Annotated in this window: 20 protein-coding genes and 1 pseudogene; 9 read left to right on the top strand and 12 right to left on the bottom strand. The window is 63.0% G+C overall.

Going from position 1 to position 22,166, the window contains the following annotated elements:
• Positions 1 to 221 precede the first annotated feature (221 nt).
• Positions 222 to 1,184, top strand: coding sequence for a tripartite tricarboxylate transporter substrate binding protein (locus tag RHPLAN_RS31625; protein ID WP_198164590.1), 963 nt, complete (start codon positions 222 to 224; stop codon positions 1,182 to 1,184).
• Between the two features lie 31 nt (positions 1,185 to 1,215).
• Positions 1,216 to 2,259 (top strand): heterodisulfide reductase-related iron-sulfur binding cluster, encoded by a 1,044-nt coding sequence (locus tag RHPLAN_RS31620; RefSeq protein ID WP_068026985.1) that lies wholly within the window; start codon positions 1,216 to 1,218, stop codon positions 2,257 to 2,259.
• Between the two features lie 14 nt (positions 2,260 to 2,273).
• Here the strand turns inward: RHPLAN_RS31620 and RHPLAN_RS31615 are convergent, their stop codons facing one another.
• From RHPLAN_RS31615 to RHPLAN_RS31605, 3 genes are all read right to left on the bottom strand, one after another.
• Positions 2,274 to 3,083, bottom strand: coding sequence for a VOC family protein (locus tag RHPLAN_RS31615; RefSeq protein ID WP_068026982.1), 810 nt, complete (start codon positions 3,081 to 3,083; stop codon positions 2,274 to 2,276).
• Positions 3,084 to 3,270: 187 nt separating this feature from the next.
• Positions 3,271 to 3,474 carry an STAG domain-containing protein gene (locus RHPLAN_RS31610; protein ID WP_068026980.1) on the bottom strand — a complete coding sequence of 68 codons (204 nt, stop codon included), beginning with the start codon at positions 3,472 to 3,474 and terminating at the stop codon, positions 3,271 to 3,273.
• A gap of 337 nt (positions 3,475 to 3,811) precedes the next feature.
• A complete protein-coding gene (locus RHPLAN_RS31605; RefSeq protein ID WP_068026977.1) occupies positions 3,812 to 4,012 on the bottom strand; it encodes a hypothetical protein in 201 nt (66 codons plus the stop codon).
• A 251-nt stretch (positions 4,013 to 4,263) separates the two neighbouring features.
• On the opposite strand from RHPLAN_RS31605, the gene RHPLAN_RS31600 reads away from it, so the two are divergent.
• On the top strand, positions 4,264 to 5,262 hold the full coding sequence (locus RHPLAN_RS31600; protein ID WP_068026973.1) for a Bug family tripartite tricarboxylate transporter substrate binding protein: 999 nt from the start codon (positions 4,264 to 4,266) through the stop codon (positions 5,260 to 5,262).
• Positions 5,263 to 5,355: 93 nt separating this feature from the next.
• Here RHPLAN_RS31600 and RHPLAN_RS31595 read toward each other — a convergent pair whose 3' ends face one another.
• The 4 genes from RHPLAN_RS31595 to RHPLAN_RS31580 form a co-directional block, all read right to left on the bottom strand.
• Complete coding sequence (locus tag RHPLAN_RS31595; RefSeq protein ID WP_068026971.1) at positions 5,356 to 6,012, bottom strand: Fic family protein; 657 nt, start codon at positions 6,010 to 6,012, stop codon at positions 5,356 to 5,358.
• Between the two features lie 5 nt (positions 6,013 to 6,017).
• Entirely contained in the window at positions 6,018 to 6,194 is a 177-nt protein-coding gene (locus RHPLAN_RS40305) for a hypothetical protein (RefSeq protein ID WP_198164588.1), read from the bottom strand.
• 390 nt (positions 6,195 to 6,584) lie between these two features.
• Positions 6,585 to 7,802, bottom strand: coding sequence for an amidohydrolase family protein (locus RHPLAN_RS31585; RefSeq protein WP_068026965.1), 1,218 nt, complete (start codon positions 7,800 to 7,802; stop codon positions 6,585 to 6,587).
• A 12-nt stretch (positions 7,803 to 7,814) separates the two neighbouring features.
• Complete coding sequence (locus tag RHPLAN_RS31580) at positions 7,815 to 8,180, bottom strand: Rieske (2Fe-2S) protein (RefSeq protein WP_084245987.1); 366 nt, start codon at positions 8,178 to 8,180, stop codon at positions 7,815 to 7,817.
• Positions 8,181 to 8,407: 227 nt separating this feature from the next.
• Between RHPLAN_RS31580 and RHPLAN_RS31575 the strand changes: the two genes are divergently transcribed.
• Complete coding sequence (locus tag RHPLAN_RS31575; protein ID WP_068026962.1) at positions 8,408 to 9,376, top strand: Bug family tripartite tricarboxylate transporter substrate binding protein; 969 nt, start codon at positions 8,408 to 8,410, stop codon at positions 9,374 to 9,376.
• A gap of 65 nt (positions 9,377 to 9,441) precedes the next feature.
• Here RHPLAN_RS31575 and RHPLAN_RS41095 read toward each other — a convergent pair.
• Positions 9,442 to 9,700 (bottom strand): annotated as a pseudogene (locus tag RHPLAN_RS41095) (IS5-like element ISRhru5 family transposase); the annotation flags it as partial.
• 184 nt (positions 9,701 to 9,884) lie between these two features.
• On the opposite strand from RHPLAN_RS41095, the gene RHPLAN_RS31570 reads away from it, so the two are divergent.
• Genes RHPLAN_RS31570 through RHPLAN_RS31560 form a run of 3 tightly spaced genes read left to right on the top strand, consistent with a single transcriptional unit; the run spans position 9,885 to position 16,339 of the window.
• On the top strand, positions 9,885 to 12,737 hold the full coding sequence (locus tag RHPLAN_RS31570; protein ID WP_068026959.1) for a beta strand repeat-containing protein: 2,853 nt from the start codon (positions 9,885 to 9,887) through the stop codon (positions 12,735 to 12,737).
• A 19-nt stretch (positions 12,738 to 12,756) separates the two neighbouring features.
• A complete protein-coding gene (locus RHPLAN_RS31565) occupies positions 12,757 to 14,904 on the top strand; it encodes a type I secretion system permease/ATPase (protein ID WP_068026957.1) in 2,148 nt (715 codons plus the stop codon).
• Positions 14,891 to 16,339, top strand: a complete 1,449-nt coding sequence (locus RHPLAN_RS31560) for an HlyD family type I secretion periplasmic adaptor subunit (protein WP_068026954.1) — start codon at positions 14,891 to 14,893, stop codon at positions 16,337 to 16,339. The genes RHPLAN_RS31565 and RHPLAN_RS31560 overlap by 14 nt, the downstream gene beginning before the upstream one ends.
• A gap of 80 nt (positions 16,340 to 16,419) precedes the next feature.
• On the opposite strand, the gene RHPLAN_RS31555 is transcribed toward RHPLAN_RS31560, so the two are convergent.
• From RHPLAN_RS31555 to modA (RHPLAN_RS31540), 4 genes are read right to left on the bottom strand one after another with little or no spacing between them, the layout of a single operon-like run.
• Complete coding sequence (locus RHPLAN_RS31555) at positions 16,420 to 17,178, bottom strand: molybdate ABC transporter substrate-binding protein (RefSeq protein ID WP_198164587.1); 759 nt, start codon at positions 17,176 to 17,178, stop codon at positions 16,420 to 16,422.
• A gap of 14 nt (positions 17,179 to 17,192) precedes the next feature.
• Positions 17,193 to 17,948, bottom strand: coding sequence for a molybdate ABC transporter substrate-binding protein (locus tag RHPLAN_RS31550; RefSeq protein WP_068026948.1), 756 nt, complete (start codon positions 17,946 to 17,948; stop codon positions 17,193 to 17,195).
• 13 nt (positions 17,949 to 17,961) lie between these two features.
• Entirely contained in the window at positions 17,962 to 18,723 is a 762-nt protein-coding gene (gene modA / locus RHPLAN_RS31545) for a molybdate ABC transporter substrate-binding protein (protein ID WP_068026945.1), read from the bottom strand.
• 12 nt (positions 18,724 to 18,735) lie between these two features.
• Entirely contained in the window at positions 18,736 to 19,488 is a 753-nt protein-coding gene (modA, locus tag RHPLAN_RS31540) for a molybdate ABC transporter substrate-binding protein (protein WP_198164586.1), read from the bottom strand.
• 215 nt (positions 19,489 to 19,703) lie between these two features.
• Between modA (RHPLAN_RS31540) and egtB the strand changes: the two genes are divergently transcribed.
• The gene (gene egtB, locus RHPLAN_RS31535) at positions 19,704 to 20,939 is read left to right on the top strand and encodes an ergothioneine biosynthesis protein EgtB (protein ID WP_068026938.1); all 1,236 of its coding nucleotides are present in this window, start codon (positions 19,704 to 19,706) and stop codon (positions 20,937 to 20,939) included.
• A gap of 31 nt (positions 20,940 to 20,970) precedes the next feature.
• The gene (egtD, locus tag RHPLAN_RS31530) at positions 20,971 to 21,999 is read left to right on the top strand and encodes an L-histidine N(alpha)-methyltransferase (RefSeq protein WP_068026935.1); all 1,029 of its coding nucleotides are present in this window, start codon (positions 20,971 to 20,973) and stop codon (positions 21,997 to 21,999) included.
• Positions 22,000 to 22,166: the final 167 nt, after the last annotated feature.

Here is a 22,166-nt window from a genome sequence, read left to right as displayed (position 1 = left end):
TTTCGGGCGTATTCGCGCGGCGATCATTGGCGGCCTGCACGAGCCTGCGGGGCGTCAATTCTGCCCGTTACCTATGCTTCAAGTGGACGCTCCGCCGTTTGCAACTCCGCGAGCCGCCATGGCAGACTCGCAGCATGAAGTTCAGTGCAGTGGGCACGGCGACGATCAAACCGGAGTGGCGTCAATCAAGCCTCGGTTTGAGCAGACGAATGGGGCCGTCCGTGTTGAACCGCCGTGTCATGCTGACGGGAGCCTTGGCGGCTTTGTCAGCCTCGGCTGCCTGGGGGCAAGACGCTTACCCGTCGCGGCCCGTCAAGATCATCGTTCCGACTGGCGCCGGCGCCGCCCTCGACACCGTCGCGCGCGGATTGGCAGCGCAACTCGAGACGCTTTTGGGGGTGCCGTTCGTCGTCGAGAACAAGCCGGGCGCCAACTCGACCATCGGGTCGGAGTTCGTCGCGCGGTCGTCGCCCGACGGCTACACGCTGCTCTATACGGGGCAGGCGATCACGGTGAACCCGAGCCTGTATAAGCTGTCCTACGACGCCCAACAGTCGTTCGTTCCCATCGCAACGGTCGCGACAGCTCCCATCACCCTCGTCGTTCCGCGCGACAGCCGCTTCGCCACGGTGCGCGACTTGATCCGCGAGGCGAAAAGCAACCAGACCAACGCACTCACCTATGGTTCTGCCGGCCTCGGCAGCCCGCCCTATCTGGCCGCCGAATTGTTCAGGCAGAAGGCCGAAGTCGAATTCGTTCATGTGCCCTACAAGGGCGCGGCGCAGGCCCTGACCGACCTGCTGGGCGGGCGGCTGGACCTCATGTTTCCGTCGCTTTCGCTCGCGCAAGGATTTATTGCGACCGACAAGCTTCGCGTGCTTGGCATTGCCTCGGAACAGCGCTCTTCTCTTGCGCCGGACATTCCAACGATCGCCGAGATGGGGTTGCCTGGTTTTGCCACGAGCTCATGGTCCGGCATCGTCGCGCCGGCTGGCACACCGGATGCCGTCGTGCTTCGGCTGGAGAACGCCATTCACCAGATCCTGGAAAAGGAAGACGTCAAAGAGTTTTTCCAGAAGCAGGGACTCGATCGCGGCTTTCGCGGCCGCCAGGCATTCGTGGCATTGATCGGTGAGGAATTGCAGAACTGGTCGCGCATGCTCGGCAAGCCAAAGGGCGAATAGCTAAGGCCGACGAGAGAACGGAAGAAAAAAAATGGCTGACGACAAATCGGAACAGAGTGGTGCGCCCGCGGCGGCCGGCAAGCCGGCAGCGACTCCGTATCCTGAATTGTTCGGCAATGTGCGCATCACCGGCGATTTGCTGACCGCCGACGCGACACGCCCATGGTTCGCCGGTGTGCCCGCCGACAAGCCCCATCATCAGTACGTGATCTGGCTCGGTTGCCAGATGCTGCGGACGGCTCATCTGGCCCAGACGCTGGATGACGTCATGAAGCACTTTTCAGTCGATCAGGTCATGCTGGGCGGCCCGTCGAACTGCTGCGGCACGGTCCACCACGGGCGCGGCGACGTCGCGATCGGTGAATCGATGACGAGGCAGACGGTTTCGAAGTTCGATGCTTTCACGCCGGAGCAGCTGCTGTATTGGTGCCCGTCCTGTGACAACCACCTCCGGATCAAGGGCGAAGAGTTCTCGACCGAAACCACGAGGAACCGGATCAGCGTGATCGAATTTCTTTCGCGCGCGGCCTCGAAAGAGAAGTTCACCGTGGACGTTCCGCTGCGCGTCGCGGTTCATATGCATCATGGATTTGTCGAACAGGACAAGGACACAGCGGGCATCAAGAATCTCCTGTCGATGATCCCAGGGCTCGAGCTGATCGACATGCCGCAGCTGGAGGACATCGGCAGGCATTGTTCGGACGGCACGCTCAAGAAATACGGCAAGGAAAAGTTTCTGACTGAGCTCGCCGAGTGGATCGCCGAAGCCAAGCGCCGCGGCGCGGACCGTGTGATCTCGGTCTATCACTCGTGTCACCGTCAGTTGGTGATCGCGCAACTCGGCAAACGCGCCGAAGATCGCGTGGGCGTCGAGAATTATCTGACGCTGATGGCGCGATCTTTGTCCCTGCCGCTTCGCGAAGATGTGTTCACCAAGCTCACCTCGCTGGGCGATGTCGACGAAATCATGGAGGCGATGTCGGATCGCATCCAGAAAGCCGGCATCGATCCCGGACGCGCGCGGCGGGCTCTCACCGCGCACTTCGCGTCAAACGGTCCGCCGAACAAGGCTTGAATACGAAGCGGAGCTCACAGCGGCCCCGGCCGCTCGTTCAATTCGATCGAGGCGCCCCACGGATCGTGGATGAAGGTGAGCTTGGAGCCGTTCGGCGCCGTCGCGACCGGACGGTCGAGCTTGATGCCTTCGGCTTCGAGCCGCTTCACCGTTTCGTCCATGCTCTTCACGTCGAAGCCGATGTGATCGAGCGTGCGGCCGAGCGTCGGCACGGTCGGCTTGTCGGTCTTGGCGAAGGCGAGCTCGGCGCCCGGAATGAGGGCGGTGAGGAAGTTGCCGCGTTTGCTCGGCTTGGCGTTGAAGTGCTTGCCGTACCAGGCCTGGATCTCCGGCATCGCCGCCTCGGGCACATACCAATGCACGTGATGGTGCTTGATCGGCTCCTTCTGGTCCTTGTCCTCGAGGATTTCGATGCGGACGCCGTCGGCGGTCACGACGAAGGCCTGGTCGAGCCTGCCGTTGGTGCCGGGCTGCACCGGCACGCCGGCTTCCTTCCACTTGGCGACGGCCGCCTGCACGTTCGGCACCAGGAAGCCGACGTGATTGATCACGCTGCCGTCGGTGCCGCCGGTTGCCGGCGGGGTGCCGGGACGCAGATGCAGAAACACGTTGATGCCGGGAACGTTCACGATCTCGAAGTCGCCCGGCTTGATGGCATGACCGCCCATCGCAACCAGGATCTTCTTGTTGGCCTCGACATCCTTCGAGTTGAGATGCCAGTGGCCCATCGTCACGCCAGCCTCGTTGAACGGCGCGCGCTGTGCCGATGCCGACGCGGTCGCCGCAAGCAGAATCGCGGCCGTGCAAAGCACGAACTGCTTCATGAGACGCCTCCCCAGGATTTTGCGGCCCGTGCAATGCGGGACGCTTGTCCGGTGAGGCTACAACCGAGCGGTCAGCGCGGAAAGGGAGAGCCCCTCTCAAACGAAACGAGCGCTGCGGGTGCAGCGCTCGTCGTGTCTCTCGTCGTGTTTTGCGTTCGTCGCCGTTCCGGCGACGGCCGGCTGGTGCTTACCAGAGGATCGGCGCGATGCCGCTGCCGAGCGTGCCCGGGAGAGCATCGCCCAGGTTGGCGTACTGGTAGGTGGCCTTCGGCGCGGTAAGATCGTGTGCAATCGACTCGTTCTGGGCAAACGACAGCGCGGTCACGAGTGCGAGCGCGACGGTCGCGCCAGCGGCGATCTTCCTCAAGCTCCTGACATTGGTGTTCGACATAACAGGTCTCCTTCAATTCCCCGGCGCAACATCCAGCGGTCGCCCGCTCAGCGCTGCCCGGCCTCACGTATAAAGAGTGGAGGGAATCGCTTCGTATTCCCGATGCTCGCTAGGTAGTGATCCCTTGTGCGTCGCACAAGAGCGGCTTCCGGTTCAACGCAAATGCCGGAACCGGCAAAGGTATTTCCATCCGCTACGCCATGCTACGGGCGCGCGATTCACTAGGAAATCCATCCCTTTAGGCAGTCGGACCGAAACGATTTTTGCTGTTTGTCGCCCAGGCGCTCACGAGGCCTACAAGAAAACGTGACGCAGGCCTCATGCGCTGCCGGTCAGCTCAGAGCTCCGGTCTCAGGTTGCTGCGCGCGAGCGCGGCGGCGGCCAGCTCGTCTTCGTCGCGGAGGCCGTCGGCCACGGCAGCGCCGATCTCCTCGACGAGCCGCTGAGTGAGCTCGATCGTTGGTCGAGCGACCGGCAGCTTGTCGAGCGCTTTGAGATACGCTTCGGCCATCACGTCCAGCTCGGCGGGGCTGTACATCCGCATTTCCAACGTGCCTCCATGTCCATCGCGCGCATTCCCGCGCGCTCGGCCCCCGATAACGCTTGTTGCAGCGCAGCGTTCCCGCCACATTTCACGAATTCTGTGGTTCCAACGCAGCACTCAGAAATGCTCTGACGTACTGGAAACAACGCAGTGATCGTGATCGCGTGGTTGTTTCTCGCGGCGGCTGCCATCCCAGAGCACCGCCGTTAAGATGCGAGGAAGACAAAAAGACTTCGGGAGGAAGAATGACGATCGTACGAGCCGCGTTGGTCATCAGTGCCGCGATCGCGCTGTGGACGGTATCGCCGGGTGGAGGCAGCGCCGAGGAATCCGCGAAGGACTATCCGAGCCGCCCTGTCACCTTCGTGGTGCCGTTCGCGCCGGGCGGCTCGACCGGCCTGATCGCGCGCATCATCGGCCAGAAGCTCGAGCAGCGGCTCGGCAAGCCTTTCATCATCGATCATCGCGCGGGCGGTGGCGGCCTGCCGGCCGTCAACGCCGTCGCTCACGGCACGCCGGACGGATATACCATCATGATGGCGTCGAGCACCGCGCTCGCCATCAACGTCAATGTGCGAAAAAGCCTGCCTTACGATCCGCGCAAGGACATCACGCCGATCGCGCTGATTGCGCGGATGCCCTACGTGCTGGTGGTCAATCCCGAGTTGCCGGTGCAATCGGTTGCCGACCTCGTCAAGCTCGCGCGCGAGAAGCCGGGCGAATTGACCTTCGCGTCGCCCGGACCTGGCACGATCCATCATCTCAATGGCGAGTTGTTCAAGAGCATGTTCGGATTGAACGTCGTGCACGTGCCTTACAAGGGCACCATGCCGGCCTTGCAGGATGTCGCCGGCGGCCATGTGCAGTTCATGTTCGCCGATGTGCCGCCGGCCAAAGCGCTGGTGCTGGGCGGCAAGGTGCGTGCGCTCGGCGTCACCACGCTCGAACGCGTGCAGGCGCTGCCCGATCTGCCGCCGCTCTCCGAGGTGGGCATGCCGGGCTACGACACCGCGTCATGGCATTCGATCTCGACCGGCGCCGGCGTGCCCAAGGACATCGTCGACAAGCTCGCAAACGAAATCCGCGAGGTGATGAAGGAGCCCGAGGTGCAGCACCTGCTGGCCGAGGACGGCGCGATACCGCAGCTCTCGCCGCCGCCTGAGGAGTTCAAAAAGTTTGTCGACAGCGAGATCACGCGTTGGGGTGGGCTCGTGGAAAAGGCGGGGATTCTGCACAGCCAGTAATGGGGCCACGGTGATGTGGGCGTCTCGGGGCCTGGACTCGAGCCGTAGTATGACCCTCATTTTTCCAGGTCGCATGGCAGCCTGGAAAGATGTTTATTGGTGGCCTGACGCTTGCTTCGCAGCGTTGAGTAGCTGGTGCGCGAGCATCGCATCCAACATTTTTTCGAGGGTGCTGACGTCGATCTTGCCGGCAGTTAGCTGGCCATCTGCCGCTTCGAGTGCGTCGTAATACGGCTTCTTATTTGAAGCTATCTGATCCGGAATTGTGGGAGCGCCAGGCAGTAGACTGTCGAGCTTTGCGCTAAGAACAACATATGAGACGGCGCGTGCAGTGCGGCCATTTCCATCTGAAAATGGATGGATCCAATTCAGCTTCCACAACACGTAAGCGGCAAGATGAAGTGCGTTCGATGTGCTCCAGTGTTCGTTGACGTAGGCGCACATCGCTTCAATTTCTTCGGAGACGAAAGCGGCCTCAGGTGGTTTGTGACCGCTTCCGCCAATTGTTACCGGTGTATTCCGCCAAGTTCCGGCCAATGGGTGCAAGCCGTCCAACGCTGCCTTGTGCAACTGTAGGATCGTACTTGACCGCAAACGAAAAGGGCGCTCCGCGTCCTTTACATGTGTGCGTATAATATCGAGCGTGAGGTTAAACTGCCGAATACCGTTTTCGGCCTCGCGACGAGCGATTTCATCCGGATCGGTAAGGAGTGCGGCGGTTTCGGCGACGCTGTGGCGATCGCCTGACACGGCAATTATCTCCGCTCCGCCTCAACCTTCGCATCGACAGCCGCGATCATCTCACGGGTGATACGATCGTTTTCAATATGCGTATTGCCATACGCAAAGCTGCGACGTTGCTCCCGCAGTTGATCAGGGGTCATCTCAATGCCACGAGAACGCTCGATGAGTTGTTCTAGGTCTTTTGTCATCGTCACCACTCCCCAAATCAAGCTAGGAGACTATTAACCTGGGATGTTCTCGTAAAGTTCCTAATCGAACGTCAACAGTGGATTTTAAGTGGCAGCATCTTCGAATTCGCCGTTGTTTCTTATTCGCGCGGACCCCGCAAGTGGGGAGCCAAAAAGCGCCCACAAGCGCCAAAAATCTGACGAGCTCTCCTTGCGATATGTAAGTCACTGAAATCATTTAGGTAGATGCTGATTCTTAGTCAGAGGGTCCTGGGTTCAAGCCTTGGCGCTCCGCTCCCTCAGACATGCGAGGGAAAGAAGGAGGCAGCGCCCAGCGAAAACCACATCCGGGGCACGATGAATCACGTTTGCGGGGAACTGCGGAGGGCCGTGTCGTTGATGCGTTACCGGCTACGGAATCTTCTTCACCGGCTTGGTATCGAGATTGAACAGCCGCGCGGCGTTGCCGCCGAGGATGTTGCGCTTGGCCTTCTCGTTCAGGAACGGCAGGTCGTAGATCACGCCCGGCAGGTCGAAGTCCCAGTGCGGATAGTCCGACGACCAGACGAGCTGCGTTTCCGCGTTGATCATCTTGAAGGTGGCCTCGAGGATCGAAGGATCGTCGGGCACCTCCATGGGCTGGCTCGAATAGTACATCTCGCGCATGTATTCGCTGGGCTTGCGCTTGAGCGAGGGACAGTCCGAGGTGCGCATCTTGTAGGAGTGATCGAGGCGCTGCATCAGGCTGTAGGCCCAGGTCAGGCCGCTTTCGATCCACATCACCTTGAGCTTGGGGAAGCGCTCAGGCAGTCCGTTCACCACCCAGTTGGTCATGTGGACCATGTTGAACCACATGAAGCCGAGCGCATGCACGCCGATGAAGCGGTTCGTCAGCTGCAAGGATTGGTCGTTCCAGTTGTAGGCCGCGTGGAAGGAGATCGGCTTGCCCATCTCCTCCATCAGCCGGTAGGTCTTCATATAGGCGTTGTCGTGCACGGGCTTGTAGCGCGGTGACGTCACCATGAAGCCGACCACGCCCGGCTTGTCGCCGAAGTCCTTCACCATCTTGTAGGTGGCGTCCGGATCGTTGAACGGCAGGTAGAGCATCGAGATGATGCGTTTTTCCTTCGCCAGGATCTCCTCGCACAGCCAGCGGTTATAGGCGCGCGACATCGCGACCTCGATCTCGACCTGCGGATGCGTGCCGAGGAATAGCATCGGCGTCGGGAACAGGCACGCGTAGTCGACGCCCATGGCGTCCATCCAGCGCAGCGTCGTCGTGATGTCGCGGTGCTTGGTGGTGTCCTCGACCTTCTCGTGCTTGCGCAGCCAGTGGCGCGTGATGCGGCCGCCGATGTCCTGATAGCCGACCGTTCCGCCCAGCATGCTGGAACGCCCCCCACGCGCGGAGGATTCGATCGCCTGCCGGCGAAGCACCGGGCTCTCGATGTATTTGAAGATCTGGCCGTAGGACTCGCTCTCGTAATGATGCGAGTCCACATCGACGATCACGAAATCCTGGTAGTTGCGTTTGCGGGCCTGCTCGGTCGCCTTGGCCAGCGACTCGAGCGACGAGAACTGATCGAACCGAAGATTGCGGACTTCGTTCACGGGGGTCTGGATGTTCATGGCGTCCTCCGTTCAGGCGATCACATAGACGGTGTCGTCGCGCTGGACGACGTCGTAGCGGCGCAGCTTCAGGCGCGGATCGCCGACGCAGACGCCGGTTTTCAGGTCGTATTCGTAGCCATGCCACGGACAGACGAAGTGCATCGTGCTCTCGTCGAAGGTCTGGCCCTGATAGGTCTTGTCGTCGGCGATGATGTCGATGACCTTGGGAATCGTGATCCCCTCACAAGCCGGCCCGCCCGAGTGAACGCAATTGTTCGCGTAGGCGTAGAACGCCCCCGCGTGATGAAACACGCCGATCTCGCCTTTGGGGGACTGCACGATGCGGCGATCGCCCTCCTTGAAGTCATCGAGTTTGGCGACAAAGAGCTCTGTCATTTCCGCTCCCTTGGCTGATGTTTCTGCAGCTGGTGTTTTTGGCGCTGCTGACGCGCGGGCGGCCAGCCGGACGCATCATCACACGCTGGAGTGGGTTGGTCGAGAAGGCTGGCATTGTGCACAGCCAGTGTTCGCCGCACCCGCATGGCTGATGCGTTGATTTCGCGCCCGGCCGCAGTCATGCTGCGCCGCAAGCCGATAAGGCGCGGGAGTTCGGGAGGATGGCAATGCGATCGAAGTGGGTTGGCGCCGTTGTGGCCTTGACGGTGTTCCTGGGGTTGGAACGCAGTGCGCTCGCGCAGCAGGATTATCCGAACCGCACCGTCAAAGTCGTCATCGCGTTCTCTCCTGCGGGCGCGATCGACATTCTTGGGCGGCTCATCGCCGACCGGCTGAGCACCATGTGGGGTCAGCAGGTGATTGTCGAGAACCGGCCGGGCGCCGGCGGCAACATTGGCGCTGCCGCCGCGGCGCAGGCCGCGCCTGACGGTTACACGCTGCATTTCGGGGCGCAGACGCTCAGCACCAACCCGGTGCTGGCACCAAGCACGTCGTTCAATCCCGAGACGAGCTTCGAGCCGATCATGCTGGTCGGCACCGCGCTCGAGATTTTCTCGGTGGCCCCCAGCACGCCGTACAAGTCGGTGCAGGACGTGATCGCCGCCGCCAAGGCCAATCCGGGCAAGCTGAACTACGCCTCGGTCGGTATCGGTTCGAGCGCGCACCTCGCGACAGTGCTTTTCATGGACGTTGCCGGCATCAAGATGCAGCACGTGCCTTACAGCCAGATGTCGCAGGCCTATGCGGACGTGTTCTCCGGCCGCACCGAGATCTGGTTCACCACCGCGGGCGGTTCGCTGCCGCATATCAACTCGGGCAAGGTCCGCGCGCTCGCCGTCAACGGCCCGTCGCGAACCAAGCTCCTGCCCGACGTCCCGACGCTCGCGGAATCCGGCGTGAACATGAAGAACGAGTCGAGCTGGTACGGCTTCTTTGCGCCGAAGGGCACGCCGAAGCCGATCATCGACAAGATCAACCGCGATCTGCAGACCATCATCGACCGGCCTGACATGCGCGAGAAGGAGCTCGCGCTCGGCTATCGTTTCATCGGCGGCCCGCCGGAGAAGCTCCGCGATTATCTCAAGAGCGAGACGGAGAAGTGGGAGGCGCTGGAGAAGAAGGGCGCGTTCAACTAACGCGCTGTCCTTCTGGAAGCTGCCACTAGCGCGTTTACGCGCGTCGAAGGCGCGCGTAAACGCGCTTATGGCTCGTGCCCCGGCGCACAAACGCACAGCCAAAGCCGGATTGATGCAAGCTGGATGAAGGCGAGGTCATTGGCTGCGAGTTTGTCGTAGCGTGTCTCGACCCGCCGACACTGTTTGATCTCATCGAAGAGCCGCTCGACCAAATTCCGAACACAGCAGAGATGCGGCTGAAGTGCGACTGCATCTTGGCGGGATATTGGTCCAAACGTGCATCTCGGTGGCAAAGGCTCTGATCCAGTCAGCCTGATAACCCCGGTGTTCGCGTATCGATCACGTCGGGTTGATTCTTCGCAGGGTCATTTGTGATCGACGATCCTTCGATCAAAGGACGCTGAGCGTCGGTTCTCCCGACAATGTCGCGCTGAATTTCGCCGAGAGCGAGATCAGAAAGTAGCGCGACCTCACTGCTCACAAAGCTATCTTCAAAAGGATTACGACTATGGCTATCAAAACCAGCTTCTCTGCAGGCACCGGCTTGTTGTCGGTGTTCGGCGATGATCGAGAAAATTCGCTTGAAATCAGTCGCGATGCAGCCGGGCGTCTGCTCCTCAACGGCGTCGCCATCGATGGCCAACCGACTGTTGCCAGCACTTCGTTGATCCAGATCTTCGGGCAGGGCGGGGACGACACGATTTCGCTCAACGAAGTCAATGGCGCACTGCCCGCCGCCGAGTTGTTCGGCGGCGCGGGGAACGACACCCTGATCGGCGGCTCGGGCAACGACCAGCTTTTTGGTGGCGCGGGCAACGACACGCTGGAGGGCAAAGGCGGCAACGATCTTCTGTTCGGCGGTGCGGGTAACGACACGCTGATCGGCGGCTCGGGAGACGACCAGATGTTCGGAGGATCGGGCAACGACCTCATGATCTGGAACCCGGGCGACGGCACTGACCTCATGGAGGGCGGCGACGGCAACGACACCGCCCAGGTCAACGGTGGCAACGCGGCCGAGGTGTTCACCATTACGGCCAACGGCAGTCGCGTGCGTTTCGATCGGATCAGTCCGGCGCCGTTCTCCCTCGATATCGGCACCACCGAGAACCTCGTCGTCAACGCCAATGGCGGCGACGACACCATCACGGCCGGCAACGGTCTCGCCGGCCTCATCCATCTCACCCTGGACGGCGGTGCGGGCAACGACACGATCACCGGCGGCGACGGCAACGATCTGCTGATCGGCGGCGATGGCAACGACATCGTCACTGGGGGCCGCGGCAACGACACCGCCCAGCTCGGCACCGGCGACGATACGTTCATCTGGAACCCGGGCGACGGCAGCGACGTCGTCGACGGCGGCGACGGCAACGACACACTCGTGTTCAACGGCGCCAACATCAACGAGAACATGAGCATCACGGCCAACCACGGGCGGGTGAGTCTCACCCGCGACGTGGGCAGCGTGACCATGGACCTCACCAGCATCGAGGACATCCAGCTCAACGCCCTCGGCGGTGCCGACAATATCGTGGTCGGCGATCTGACCGGCACCGGTGTGACGCAGATCGCCATCGATCTGTCGGCGACGCGCGGGAGTGGTCAGGGCGACGGTGCGGCGGACACCGTGACGGTCAACGGCACCGGCGGCAGCGACACGATCAGCATCACCAACAGCGCCAACGCCACTGTCTTCGTCAATGGGCTCGCTGCGGGCGTGACGATCGACGGCGCCGATCCCACCCTCGACACCCTGGTCGTCAATGGGGGCGGCGGTAACGACACCATCGATGCTTCCGGGCTCAGTGCCAATTGGATTGGGCTTACGATTGATGGCGGCGCCGGTAACGACATCATCACGGGAAGCCAGGGCGCCGACATGATCCTCGGCGGCGACGGCAACGACACCGTGACCGGCGGCCGCGGCAATGACGTGGCGTTTCTCGGCAGCGGCAACGACACCTTGATCTGGAATCCGGGCGACGGCAGCGACCTCGTCGAGGGCCAGGCCGGTACCGATACGTTGGTCTTCAACGGCGCCAACGTTGCCGAGCGCATCGACATCTCGGCCAATGGCCAGCGGGTGCGGCTGTTCCGTGACGTCGGCAACGTCACCATGGACCTCAACGGCATCGAGCACATTCAGCTTGCGACTCTGGGGGGCGCCGACACCGTCACGGTCAACGACCTGACCGGAACCGATACGACGCAGGTCGCCATCGACCTGTCGGCGACGCGCGGGAGCGGTCAGGGCGACGGCGCAGCCGACACCGTGATCGTCAATGGCACGGCCGGCGACGACAAGATCAGCGTGGTCAGCAGCGGATCGTCGGTGGTCGTCAACGGGCTGGCAGCGCAGGTGACGATCGCCGGCGCCGAGCCCGCGAACGACACGCTCGCCGTCAACGGGCTCGCCGGCAATGACACCATCGACGCCTCCAGGCTGCACGCGGGTCAGATCAATCTGACGATCAACGGCGGCGACGGCGATGACACCATCATCGGCAGCGCCGGCAACGATCTCGTGATCGGGGGACGCGGAACTGACGTGGCCACGCTCGGTGCCGGCGACGACACGTTCGTCTGGAACCCCGGCGAAGGCAGCGATCGGGTCGACGGAGGGGCGGGCAACGACACGCTCGTGTTCAACGGCTCCAATGCCAACGAGCAGATCGAAATCGCGGCGAACGGCAGGGATGCGCGGCTCACCCGCGACGTCGGCACCATCACGATGGACCTGGCCAATATGGAGACGATCGACGTCAACGCATTGGGTGGGACGGACACCATCACGGTCGACGACCTGTCCAAGACCAGCGTCAGCAAGGTCAACATCGACCTGGGTGAAAACGGCGTCGCCGACGGCGCGGCCGACACGGTCGTCATCAACGCGACCAACGGCGACGACGCCATCGTCGTGACCAACAACAACGGCGTGGTCACGGTGTCGGGGCTCGCCACCACGGTGACGATCTCCAACTTCGACTCGAACGACCGCATCGTCATCAATGGTCTCGGCGGTGACGACGTCATCGAGGCCTCCGGCCTGTCCGGTATGCAGCTCACCGCCAATGGCGGCGACGGCGACGACGTGCTGATCGGCAGCCACGGCAACGACGTCCTGAACGGCGGTGCAGGGGACGACTTGCTGATCGGCAACGGCGGCATCGACGTCCTCGACGGGGGAACGGGCCTCAACACCGTCATCAACGCCGCAACACCCGCGCCAACGGGCCCTGCCCTGCTGGGCCAGGCCATGGCTTCGAGCCTGGTCGCGACCGGCGACGGCCACGGCGAAATGCCCGTGTTCGATCCAACGGCGAACCAGCAGCCGCTGCTGACGCAACCGCACGCGTGACGCGACAGCGCCCCGGAGAATGCAAGTGAGCACAAGAACCGACAGCGCGAGACCGGCCGATCCTGGTCTCGAGGCCCTCGTGACGCTGTTGCATCTCCAGGGCGTTGCGGCCGATGCCGAACAGATCAGGCATCGGCTAGGAACCGACAAAATTGGCGCACCGGAAATGCTCCGGTGCGCCAAAGACCTCGGGCTCAAAGCCCGGGCCTATCGAACCGACTGGTCCCGACTCGCCCGCACTCCCTTGCCTGCCGTAGCTGTGCTGCACGACGGCGGATTCCTGGTGGTCGCCAAGGCCGCGGACGATAAGGTCCTGGTCCAATCGCCGCACGCGCTCCGGCCCGCGCTGATGACGCAGGCTGAGTTCGTCGCGGTTTGGGACGGCCGGCTGATCCTGATGACCCGACGGGCCGGACTGTCGGACATCACGCGCCGGTTCGACATCACCTGGTTTCTGGGAGCCATCCACAAATACCGGCATCTCCTGGCCGAGGTTCTTGTCGCGTCGTTCTTCTTGCAACTGCTCGGCTTGGTCTCGCCGCTGTTCTTTCAGGTCGTCATCGACAAGGTGCTGGTGCACCGGGCGCTGAGCACCCTCGACGTGCTGGTCATCGGTCTGGTGACGATCTCGATTTTCGAGACCGTCCTCGGCACAATGCGGACCTATCTGTTCTCGCACACGACCAACCGCATCGACGTCGAGCTCGGCGCGCGCCTGTTCCACCACCTCCTCGCATTGCCGATGGCCTATTTCCAGGCCCGGCGGGTCGGCGATTCAGTTGCACGCGTGCGCGAGCTGGAGAATATCCGTAATTTCCTCACCAGCTCGGCCCTGACGCTTGCGATCGACTTGTTCTTCACCTTCGTGTTCCTGGCGGTGATGTTCTATTACGCGCCGCCGCTGACCTGGATCGTCCTCGCCTCGTTCCCGTTCTATGTCGCGATCTCGGCGGGGGTGACGCCGCTGTTCCGGCGGAGGCTGAATGAAAAATTCCAGCGTGGTGCCGAGAACCAGGCCTTCCTGGTCGAGAGCGTGACCGGGATCGAGACGCTCAAGGCCATGGCGGTCGAGCCTCAAATGCAGCGCCGCTGGGAAGAACAGCTCGCAGGCTATGTGGCTGCGAGCTTCCGGGTGCTGAGCCTCGGCAACACCGCGAGCCAGGTGGTGCAGCTCGTCAGCAAGATCGTCACCGCTTCGATCCTCTATTTCGGCGCCAGGCTGGTGATCGATGGCAGCCTGTCGGTCGGCGAACTCGTGGCCTTCAACATCCTCGCCGGCCGCGTGAGCGCGCCCGTGCTGCGCCTCGCGCAGGTTTGGCAGGATTTTCACCAGGCGCGGCTGTCGATCTCGCGGTTGGGAGATATCCTCAACACCACGGCGGAGCCGATCTATGCGACCGGGCGGGCGCGCCTGCCCGCGATCCGCGGCCACATCAAGTTCGACCATGTGACGTTCCGCTATCGTGTCGACGGGCAGGAGGTCCTGCACGACGTCAGCTTCGATGTTCCGGCCGGCCAGACCGTCGGCATCGTCGGGCCTTCGGGGTCGGGCAAGAGCACTTTCGCCAAGCTCGTCCAGCGCCTCTACATCCCGGAGAGCGGGCGCGTCCTGGTGGACGGCATGGATCTCGCCATGGCCGACCCGGCCTGGCTGCGCCGCCAGATCGGAGTCGTTCTGCAGGAGAACGTGCTGTTCAACCGTTCTGTGCGCGAGAACATCGCGCTCGCCGATCCGGCGATGCCGATGGAGCGGATCATCGCGGCGGCAAAGCTCGCGGGAGCCCACGACTTCATCCTTGAGCTGAGCGAAGGCTACGACACCGTTGTCGGCGAACGCGGCTCCACTTTGTCGGGCGGCCAGCGCCAGCGCATCGCCATTGCGCGCGCGCTCGTGACCGACCCGCGCATCTTGATCTTCGATGAGGCGACCAGCGCCCTCGACTACGAGAGCGAGCGCATCATTCAGCAAAACATGAAGGAGATCGCCAAGGGCAGGACCGTTCTGGTCATCGCGCACAGACTTTCGACCGTGCGGGCGACGGATCGCATCGTCACGCTGGAGCGCGGCCGCCTGGTCGAGGACGGCACCCACGATGCGCTCATCAAGACTGGCGGCCGCTACGCCTCGTTGCATCGACTGCAGGGAGGGATCCATGAAGTCGGCTGAAGCCGCCACCAAACCGCTGGGGCGCGTCGTGCCGCTTCGGCGCGTGCATGACAGGCGCGCCGAGGAGCTGGCGTTTCTGCCCGCCGCGCTCGAGATTGTGGAAACCCCGCCATCGCCGATCCGCCGTGCCGTCGGGGCCACCATCATCCTGCTGTTCTGCGCGGCGCTGGCCTGGGCCTCGTGGGGCACAATCGACATTGTCGCGTCGGCGACCGGAAAAATCGTTCCGAGCGGCCGCACCAAAGTGGTCCAGCCGTTCGAGACCGGGGTCGTACGGTCGATTCGAGTCCAGGACGGACAGACTGTCAGAGCCGGCGATGTTTTGATCGAGCTTGACCCGACCGTGAACGCGGCGGAACGCGATCACCTCCGCAGCGATCTCCTCGCCGAGCAGCTCAACATCGCGCGGCTGCGCGCGGCACTCGACGGCGGCGAAGACGCCGTGGCCGCCTTCGCGCCGCCCGCCAACGCAGACCCGGCGTTGGTCAGCACCCAGCGTCAGCTTTTGCTCAGCCAAGTGACCGAGCACCGCGCCAAGGTTGCCGCTCTCGCGCGCCAACAGGCGCAGAAGGAAGCCGAGCAAGGCACGATCGCGGCGACCATCCATAAGCTCGAAACGATGATTCCCGTCATCCAGCCGCGCGTCGATATCCGCAAGATACTCATGGACAGGGAGTTGGGCTCGAAGCTCACCTACTTCGAGACCCTCCAGCTGCTGGTCGAGCAGCAAGAGGAACTCACCGTGCAGAGGAGCCATCTGCGCGAGGCGGAGGCCGCCGCCGCCGCAATGCGCGAGACGCGTGGCCAGGCAGTGGCCGAGTATCGACGCACGCTTTCCGACGAACTCGCCAAGGCCGAGCAAAAAGCCAACGGGATAGCTCAGGACCTGATCAAGGCCGAGCAGAAGACCAGGCTTCAGCTGCTGACCGCGCCGGTCGATGGCGTGGTGCAGCAGCTCGCGGTCCACACGGTCGGCGGTGTCGTCACGCCCGCGCAGTCCCTGCTGGTGGTGGTGCCAAGCGACAGCCGGCTGGAAATCGAGGCCATGGTGTCGAACCGCGACATCGGCTTCGTCAACGCCGGGCAAGCGGCCGAGATCAAGGTCGACACCTTCAATTTCACCCGCTACGGCCTCCTGCACGGCCAGGTGCTCAGCGTCTCGCAGGATGCGATCATCCGCGACCGGCCACAGGACCGCTCCAACGACCGGGCAACGGGGACGCAAAATGACACAAGCGAGCCGAAGGGCCAGGAGCTGAACTACAGCGCCCGCATTTCGCTGGATCGCGCCCAGATGCAGATCGACGACCGGATGGTCAATCTATCGCCCGGCATGGCGGTGACGGTGGAGATCAAAACCGGGTCACGCATGATACTGAGCTATCTCTTATCGCCGTTGCTCCGCTACCGGCAGGAAACTTTGCGCGAGCGGTGAAAGAGCCAAACCCTTTGATATGCGCGTGATCGCGAAATCGTCCGACAAGATCGGTCTGGGCCGATTTATAAGTATACGGCCTACAGCGCGAGCCCCGTCTTCTTGTAGATCACCATCGCCTCGGGCGCGGTCAGATACTTGATCAACGCGCGCGCCGCGTCCGGCTCCTTGGCGACGGCGGTGATGCCGGCCGCGTTGATGGTGATCTGCTGCAGTTCGTCGGGGAGCATGCCGATCACCTCGACCTCGGGATTGGTCATCAGCTCCGAGACCTGCTGAAACGCGATCTCGGCTTCGCCGTTGACGATCAATGTGCTGACGCGGCCGTTCGGCCCGCCGGCCGCAAGCTTGGTCTTGGCCGCGACCTCTTTTGCGATGCCGAGCTTCTCGAACACGCGAAGGATATGCAGCGCCGTGATGCCGCCGCCGGCCGGCGCGGTGTGGCCGACCGATTTAGCGGCGAGCAGCGCGCGTTTCAGCGCCTCGGGCGTCGACACGTCCGGGTGCGGCGCGCCCTTCTTGACCGCGATGCCGATCCCGGTGCGTGAGATGTCGACGCGCGGGCCGGTGACCTTGCCTTCGGCAATCAGCTTGTCGAGCTCGGGGCTCGCCACGAGGATCATGTCGGCGAACTCGCCGCCGCGAAGCCTACGCGCCAATCCGCCCGACGGATCGTAGCTGTAGGAGACCTTGTGGCCGCTCGCCTTCTCGAATTGCGGAATGAGCACGGTCACGGCCGCGTCCATCGCCGTTGTGATCAGAGCCTTGATCTCGGCGGCCTGGGCGTTGCTTGAAGCCGCGAAGAGGGCGGCGGCCGAAGCGATCAGAATTTTGCGCATGGCGTTTCTTCCCATCAGTTCGGTTCGAGCCCTTTGGCTTTGTAGATGGCTTTGGCTTGCGACGTCGTGAGCGCTTGGATCATGGCCTTGGCGGCTTCGGGCTGTTTTGCGTTCGATGTGATGCCCGCGGAATATTGCGTGGTCTGCTGCAGTGGCGCGGGCAGCATGCCGATCACCTCGACATCGGGATTGTCGTAAAGCTCCGAGGCCTGCTGCAACCCGATCTCGACTTGGCCGCTCGACACCAGCACGCTGACGCGGCTGTTCGGTCCGCCCATCGACAGCTTCACCTTCGGCGCAAACTCGTCGGCGATGCCGAGCTGGCGGAACACCCACTGCACATGACCGCCGGTGATGCTGCCGCCGGCGGTCGAGGCGTGGCCGATGCTCTTGGCATTGAGCAGCGCGCGCTTCAGCGCCTCCGGTGTCGAGACGTCGGGCTTCGGCGCGCCCTTCTTCACCGCAATGCCGATGCCGGTGCGCACGAGATCGATGCGGCCGCCCGCGATCTTGCCCTGCTTGATCAGCTCATCGAGCGCCGGCGCATCGGTGAGAAAAATGTCGACCGGCTCGCCGCGCAGGAACCGCGGCACCAGCGCGCCGGATGGCGCGTAGCTCGCGTGGATGGTGTGGCCGTTGTCGCGCTCGAAGCCCGGCAGGATCTCGTCGGTCGCGGCCTTGATGGCGGTCGAGACGAAAGCGTCGATGTCCGCGGCCGTCGCAGGAGCGATCATCAGACCGAGCGCGAGTGCGGCGAGAAGCTTGCGCATCCGTTGGCTCCACTCAACCGGGTTCGAGACCCTTGGATTTGTAGATCGCGGCTGCGGACGGGTCGGTCAGCGCCTTGATCAGCGCTTTCGCGGTCTCGACTTCCTTCGCGCTTGTGGGAATGCCCGCGCTGTAGATCGTGACGTTCTGAAATGCGCCGGGCAGGGGACCGACGATCTCGATGCCCGGCACCGCCATGAGCTCGGGGATCGGCTGCATGGCGAAGTCGGCTTCGCCTTTGATAACGAAGGTCGCCGCATAGCCGTTCGGTCCGCCCGCCGCGAGCTTGAGCTTCGGTTTCAGCGCTTCGGTAAGTCCCATCTTTTCGAACAGCTTGGAAAAGTAGACGCCGCTGCTGCCGCCACCGGCCGGATCAGTCACCGCGACGGCTTTCGCCGAGAGGAGCGCGGCCTTGAAGCTGGCCTCCGACGAAATGTCCGGCTTGGGCGCGCCCTTGGCGACACCCGCGCCGATCATGCCGCGCGCCACGTCGGCTTTGCTGCCGGCCGCGATCTTGCCTTCCTTGATCAGCGTCGCCGTGTTCTCGCCGCCGAGGATCACCATGTCGGCCGCTTCGCCGTCAGCGATGCGTTTGGTCAGCGGTCCGGTCGGTCCGAAGGTCGCGATCACCTTGTGACCGGTGGCCTTTTCGAATTGTGCGGCGATCTCCTGGAACGGCGCCTTCATGGCCGTGGAGATCAATGCCTTGATTTCGGCGGCTTGAGCGCCGCCTGCAGCAATGAACAGAGTGACGATGGCGATCGCGAGCCGTCGCATCGCGTCCTCCCCTCAACTCACATCCATGCCCTTCGATTTGAACAGCGCCTTGGCCGTCGGCGTGGTGAGAAACCTGATCAGCGCCTTCGCGGCTTCAGGTTCCTTCGCCGCAGTCGAAATGCCCGCGGAGAACACCGTCATCGATTGAATGTCCGGCGGCAGCGGGCCGATGATGTCGATGCCCGACACTGCCATGAGCTCCGGAAGCTGCTGGATGCCGATCTCGACCTCTTTTCGCAACAGGTAGAAGCCGATCAGTCCGGCCGGGCCGCCGGGGCCGTAGGTGCTTTTCGCCTTCATCGCCTCGGTGATGCCGAGCTTGTCGAAGATGGCCTCCAGGTTCTTGCCGCTCTGGCCGCCGCCGACCGGATTGCTCATGCCGAGCGATTTTGCGGCGAGCAGCGCCTCCTTGAATTTTTCCGCCGACGAGATGTCGGGACGCTTCGCGCCCTTCTGCACGGCGAGCGCCATCGGCGAGCTCGCCAGATCGGCGCGCGTGCCTGCGACGATGCGGCCCTGCTTGATAAGGCTCTCGAGCCCGTGGTCGGAGGTGATGGTCACGTCGTTTTGTTCGCCCTCCGACACTTGCCGGGTGATGCGCTGCGACGGCCCGAACGAGAACGACGTTTTATGACCGGTCTCGCGCTCGAAGATCGGCGCGAGTTCGTCGATCGAGGTCTTCATTGCGGTGGTGCTGACGATCCTGATTTCCGGCACGCTTTTCCCCAGCCATGGCGTTAGTTGCGACAGTTTGACCGTATTCATTCCATGGGCCGCGTGGCGGAGGCAATGACCCCATTGGGCAGGGCAATGACCTTGCAGGGCGGCGATCGTGTCCATAGCTTCCGGCTGGGTGGCGCATATCGTTTGAAATGCTAGAGTCCGGTGCTCGACCATCGGCTCAAAGGAACAATCCGGCCTCGTTACAATTGGTAGGTCGGACAAGCCCGCATAAATCCCCATTTTGGCGGAGTTGAGTGATGCCACAGGCAGCGATTTCGGGCTTGCAGCGCGCTCCTGCTTCGCCGTCTCGCGATCCTCGTCAGGTTTGGGCCGACGCGTTCCGCGCCGTGCGCGCCGAAACCGAGCGTCGCGCGGCGCCGCTTTCGGCCGAAGATCAGACCATCCAGTCGATGGCGGATGCGAGCCCGACCAAATGGCATCGCGCCCACACCACGTGGTTCTTCGAGCAGTTTCTGCTGAAGCCTTATGCGTCGGGTTATGCGGAGTTCGACCCGCGCTTCGCCTTTCTGTTCAACTCTTATTATGTCGCGGCGGGGCCGCGTCACGCACGGCCCCAGCGTGGATTGATCACGCGGCCGGACACGACCGAGGTCGCGGAGTACCGCGCGCATGTCGATGCCGCGGTGGAAAAGCTCATCCGCGGTGCGAGCAGCGCCGAGCTTGGCGCCATCGTGCCGATCGTGGAGATCGGGCTCCATCACGAGCAACAGCATCAGGAGTTGCTGTGGACCGACATCCTGCACGCGTTCGCACAGAATCCGACAGACCCGGTTTATGACGCGTCATGGCGGATGCCGTCCGTGCCGAGCAGTGGTGGCATGGCCGATCTGCCGCAAGGCATTCATTCGATCGGCTTTGAAGGCCCGGGCTTCTGTTTCGACAACGAGCAGCCGCCGCATCAGGAGCTGATCCGCCAGGGTCGGATCGCGCGACATCTCGTCACCAACGGCGAATGGCTCGAGTTCATGGCCGACAACGGCTACGCGAGCCCCGGCCTGTGGCTCTCCGATGGGTGGGCCGTGGTCGAGGCCGAGGGCTGGAACGCTCCGGGCTACTGGCACAACGCCGATGGCGCCTGGTTCTCGCTGACGCTCGGCGGGCTCCGTCCCGTCGATCCGGCCGCGCCGGTGCTGCATATCAGCTATTACGAAGCCGATGCTTTCGCCCGTTGGGCTGGAAAACACCTGCCAACCGAAGCCGAATGGGAGATTGCGGCGAGGTCCGGGCTTCTGGCCGATGGTTTCGGGGTGGCTTGGCAATGGACCAGAAGTGCCTATTTGGCGTATCCGGGGTACCGCGCCGCCGAGGGGGCGCTCGGCGAGTACAACGGTAAATTCATGGTCAACCAGATGGTCCTCCGTGGATCATCCCTGGCGACACCGAAGGGCCACGAACGGGTCAGCTATCGTAACTTCTTCCACCCCCCGGCTCGCTGGCAATTCAGCGGGCTGCGGCTGGTTGATTACCGCTGAGACGGGCAAAACCAAAAACCAAGGTTCAAGTATGACAGCGCTGGCACGCAATGTGACGTCCGTTGCCGAAAAGTGCGAACTCGCGGGCGCAAGCGAGAGCTTCGCCGCCGATGTGGTCGCGGGACTGACGGCGACGCCAAAACGGCTGTCGCCGAAATACTTCTATGACCGCGTCGGCTCCGAGTTGTTCGAGCGGATCACCGAACTGCCGGAGTACTATCCGACCCGCACCGAGACGGCGATCCTCACCGAGCGTGCAGCCGATATCGCCAAGCTCATCCCGCAAGGCGCGGCGCTGATCGAATTCGGCAGCGGCTCCAGCACCAAGACGCGCATCGTGCTGCGTGAGGCCAAGACGCTCGCAGCTTACGTCCCTGTCGACATCTCGGCGGAGTTTCTGAGCCAGCAGGCCGCGACTTTGCGCGCGGAATTTCCCCATATCGCGATGCTGCCGGTCGCAGCCGATTTCAGCCAGCCTTTCGAACTGCCGAGCGCTGTGCATGCGCTGCCGCGCGCAGGCTTTTTCCCGGGCTCGACCATCGGCAACTTCGAGCCTCACGAGGCTTGCGCATTCCTGCGCCACGCGGCGCGCGTGCTTGGGCGCGGCGCATCGCTGATCGTGGGCGTCGACCTCGTCAAGGATACGAGCGTGTTGCAGGCCGCCTACAACGACAAGCAGGGCATCACAGCGGCGTTCAACATGAATCTGCTGACGCGGATCAACAACGAGCTTGGCGCCAAGATCGATCTCTCGACCTTCGAACATCACGCCTTCTTCAACCGCGAGCGCTCGCGGATCGAGATGCATCTGGCGAGCCACAAGCGCCAGCGTTTCAAAGTGTGCGGCGAGTGCGTCGATTTCCGTGCCGGTGAAACCATTCACACCGAGAACAGCTACAAGTACACGGTCGAATCCTTCGGCGCGCTCGCGCGCGGCGCCGGCTGGGCGCAGACCGCAGTGTGGACGGACGAAAAGCGCTACTTCAGCGTCCATGTGCTGACCCTGCGCGACGATCCGCCTGCGCCGCGATCGCGGCCTGATCTCGCTGCGGTGGGGTAGCCAATCATCTGAAGTTGAATCGTGGTGAGGCCGCGGTTGACCTCTCCCCGCTTGCGGGGAGAGGTCGTCGCACGAAGTGCGGCGGGTGAGGGGGACTCTCAGGGACTTCGATCGTTGAAATTCCCCCCTCATCCCGACCTTCTCCCCGCAAGCGGGGAGAAGGAGCG

Source organism: Rhodoplanes sp. Z2-YC6860 (assembly GCF_001579845.1).
Lineage (GTDB): Bacteria > Pseudomonadota > Alphaproteobacteria > Rhizobiales > Xanthobacteraceae > Z2-YC6860.
Note: the sequence above shows the minus strand (reverse complement) of the source record. Positions and strands in the feature narration are given on the sequence as shown.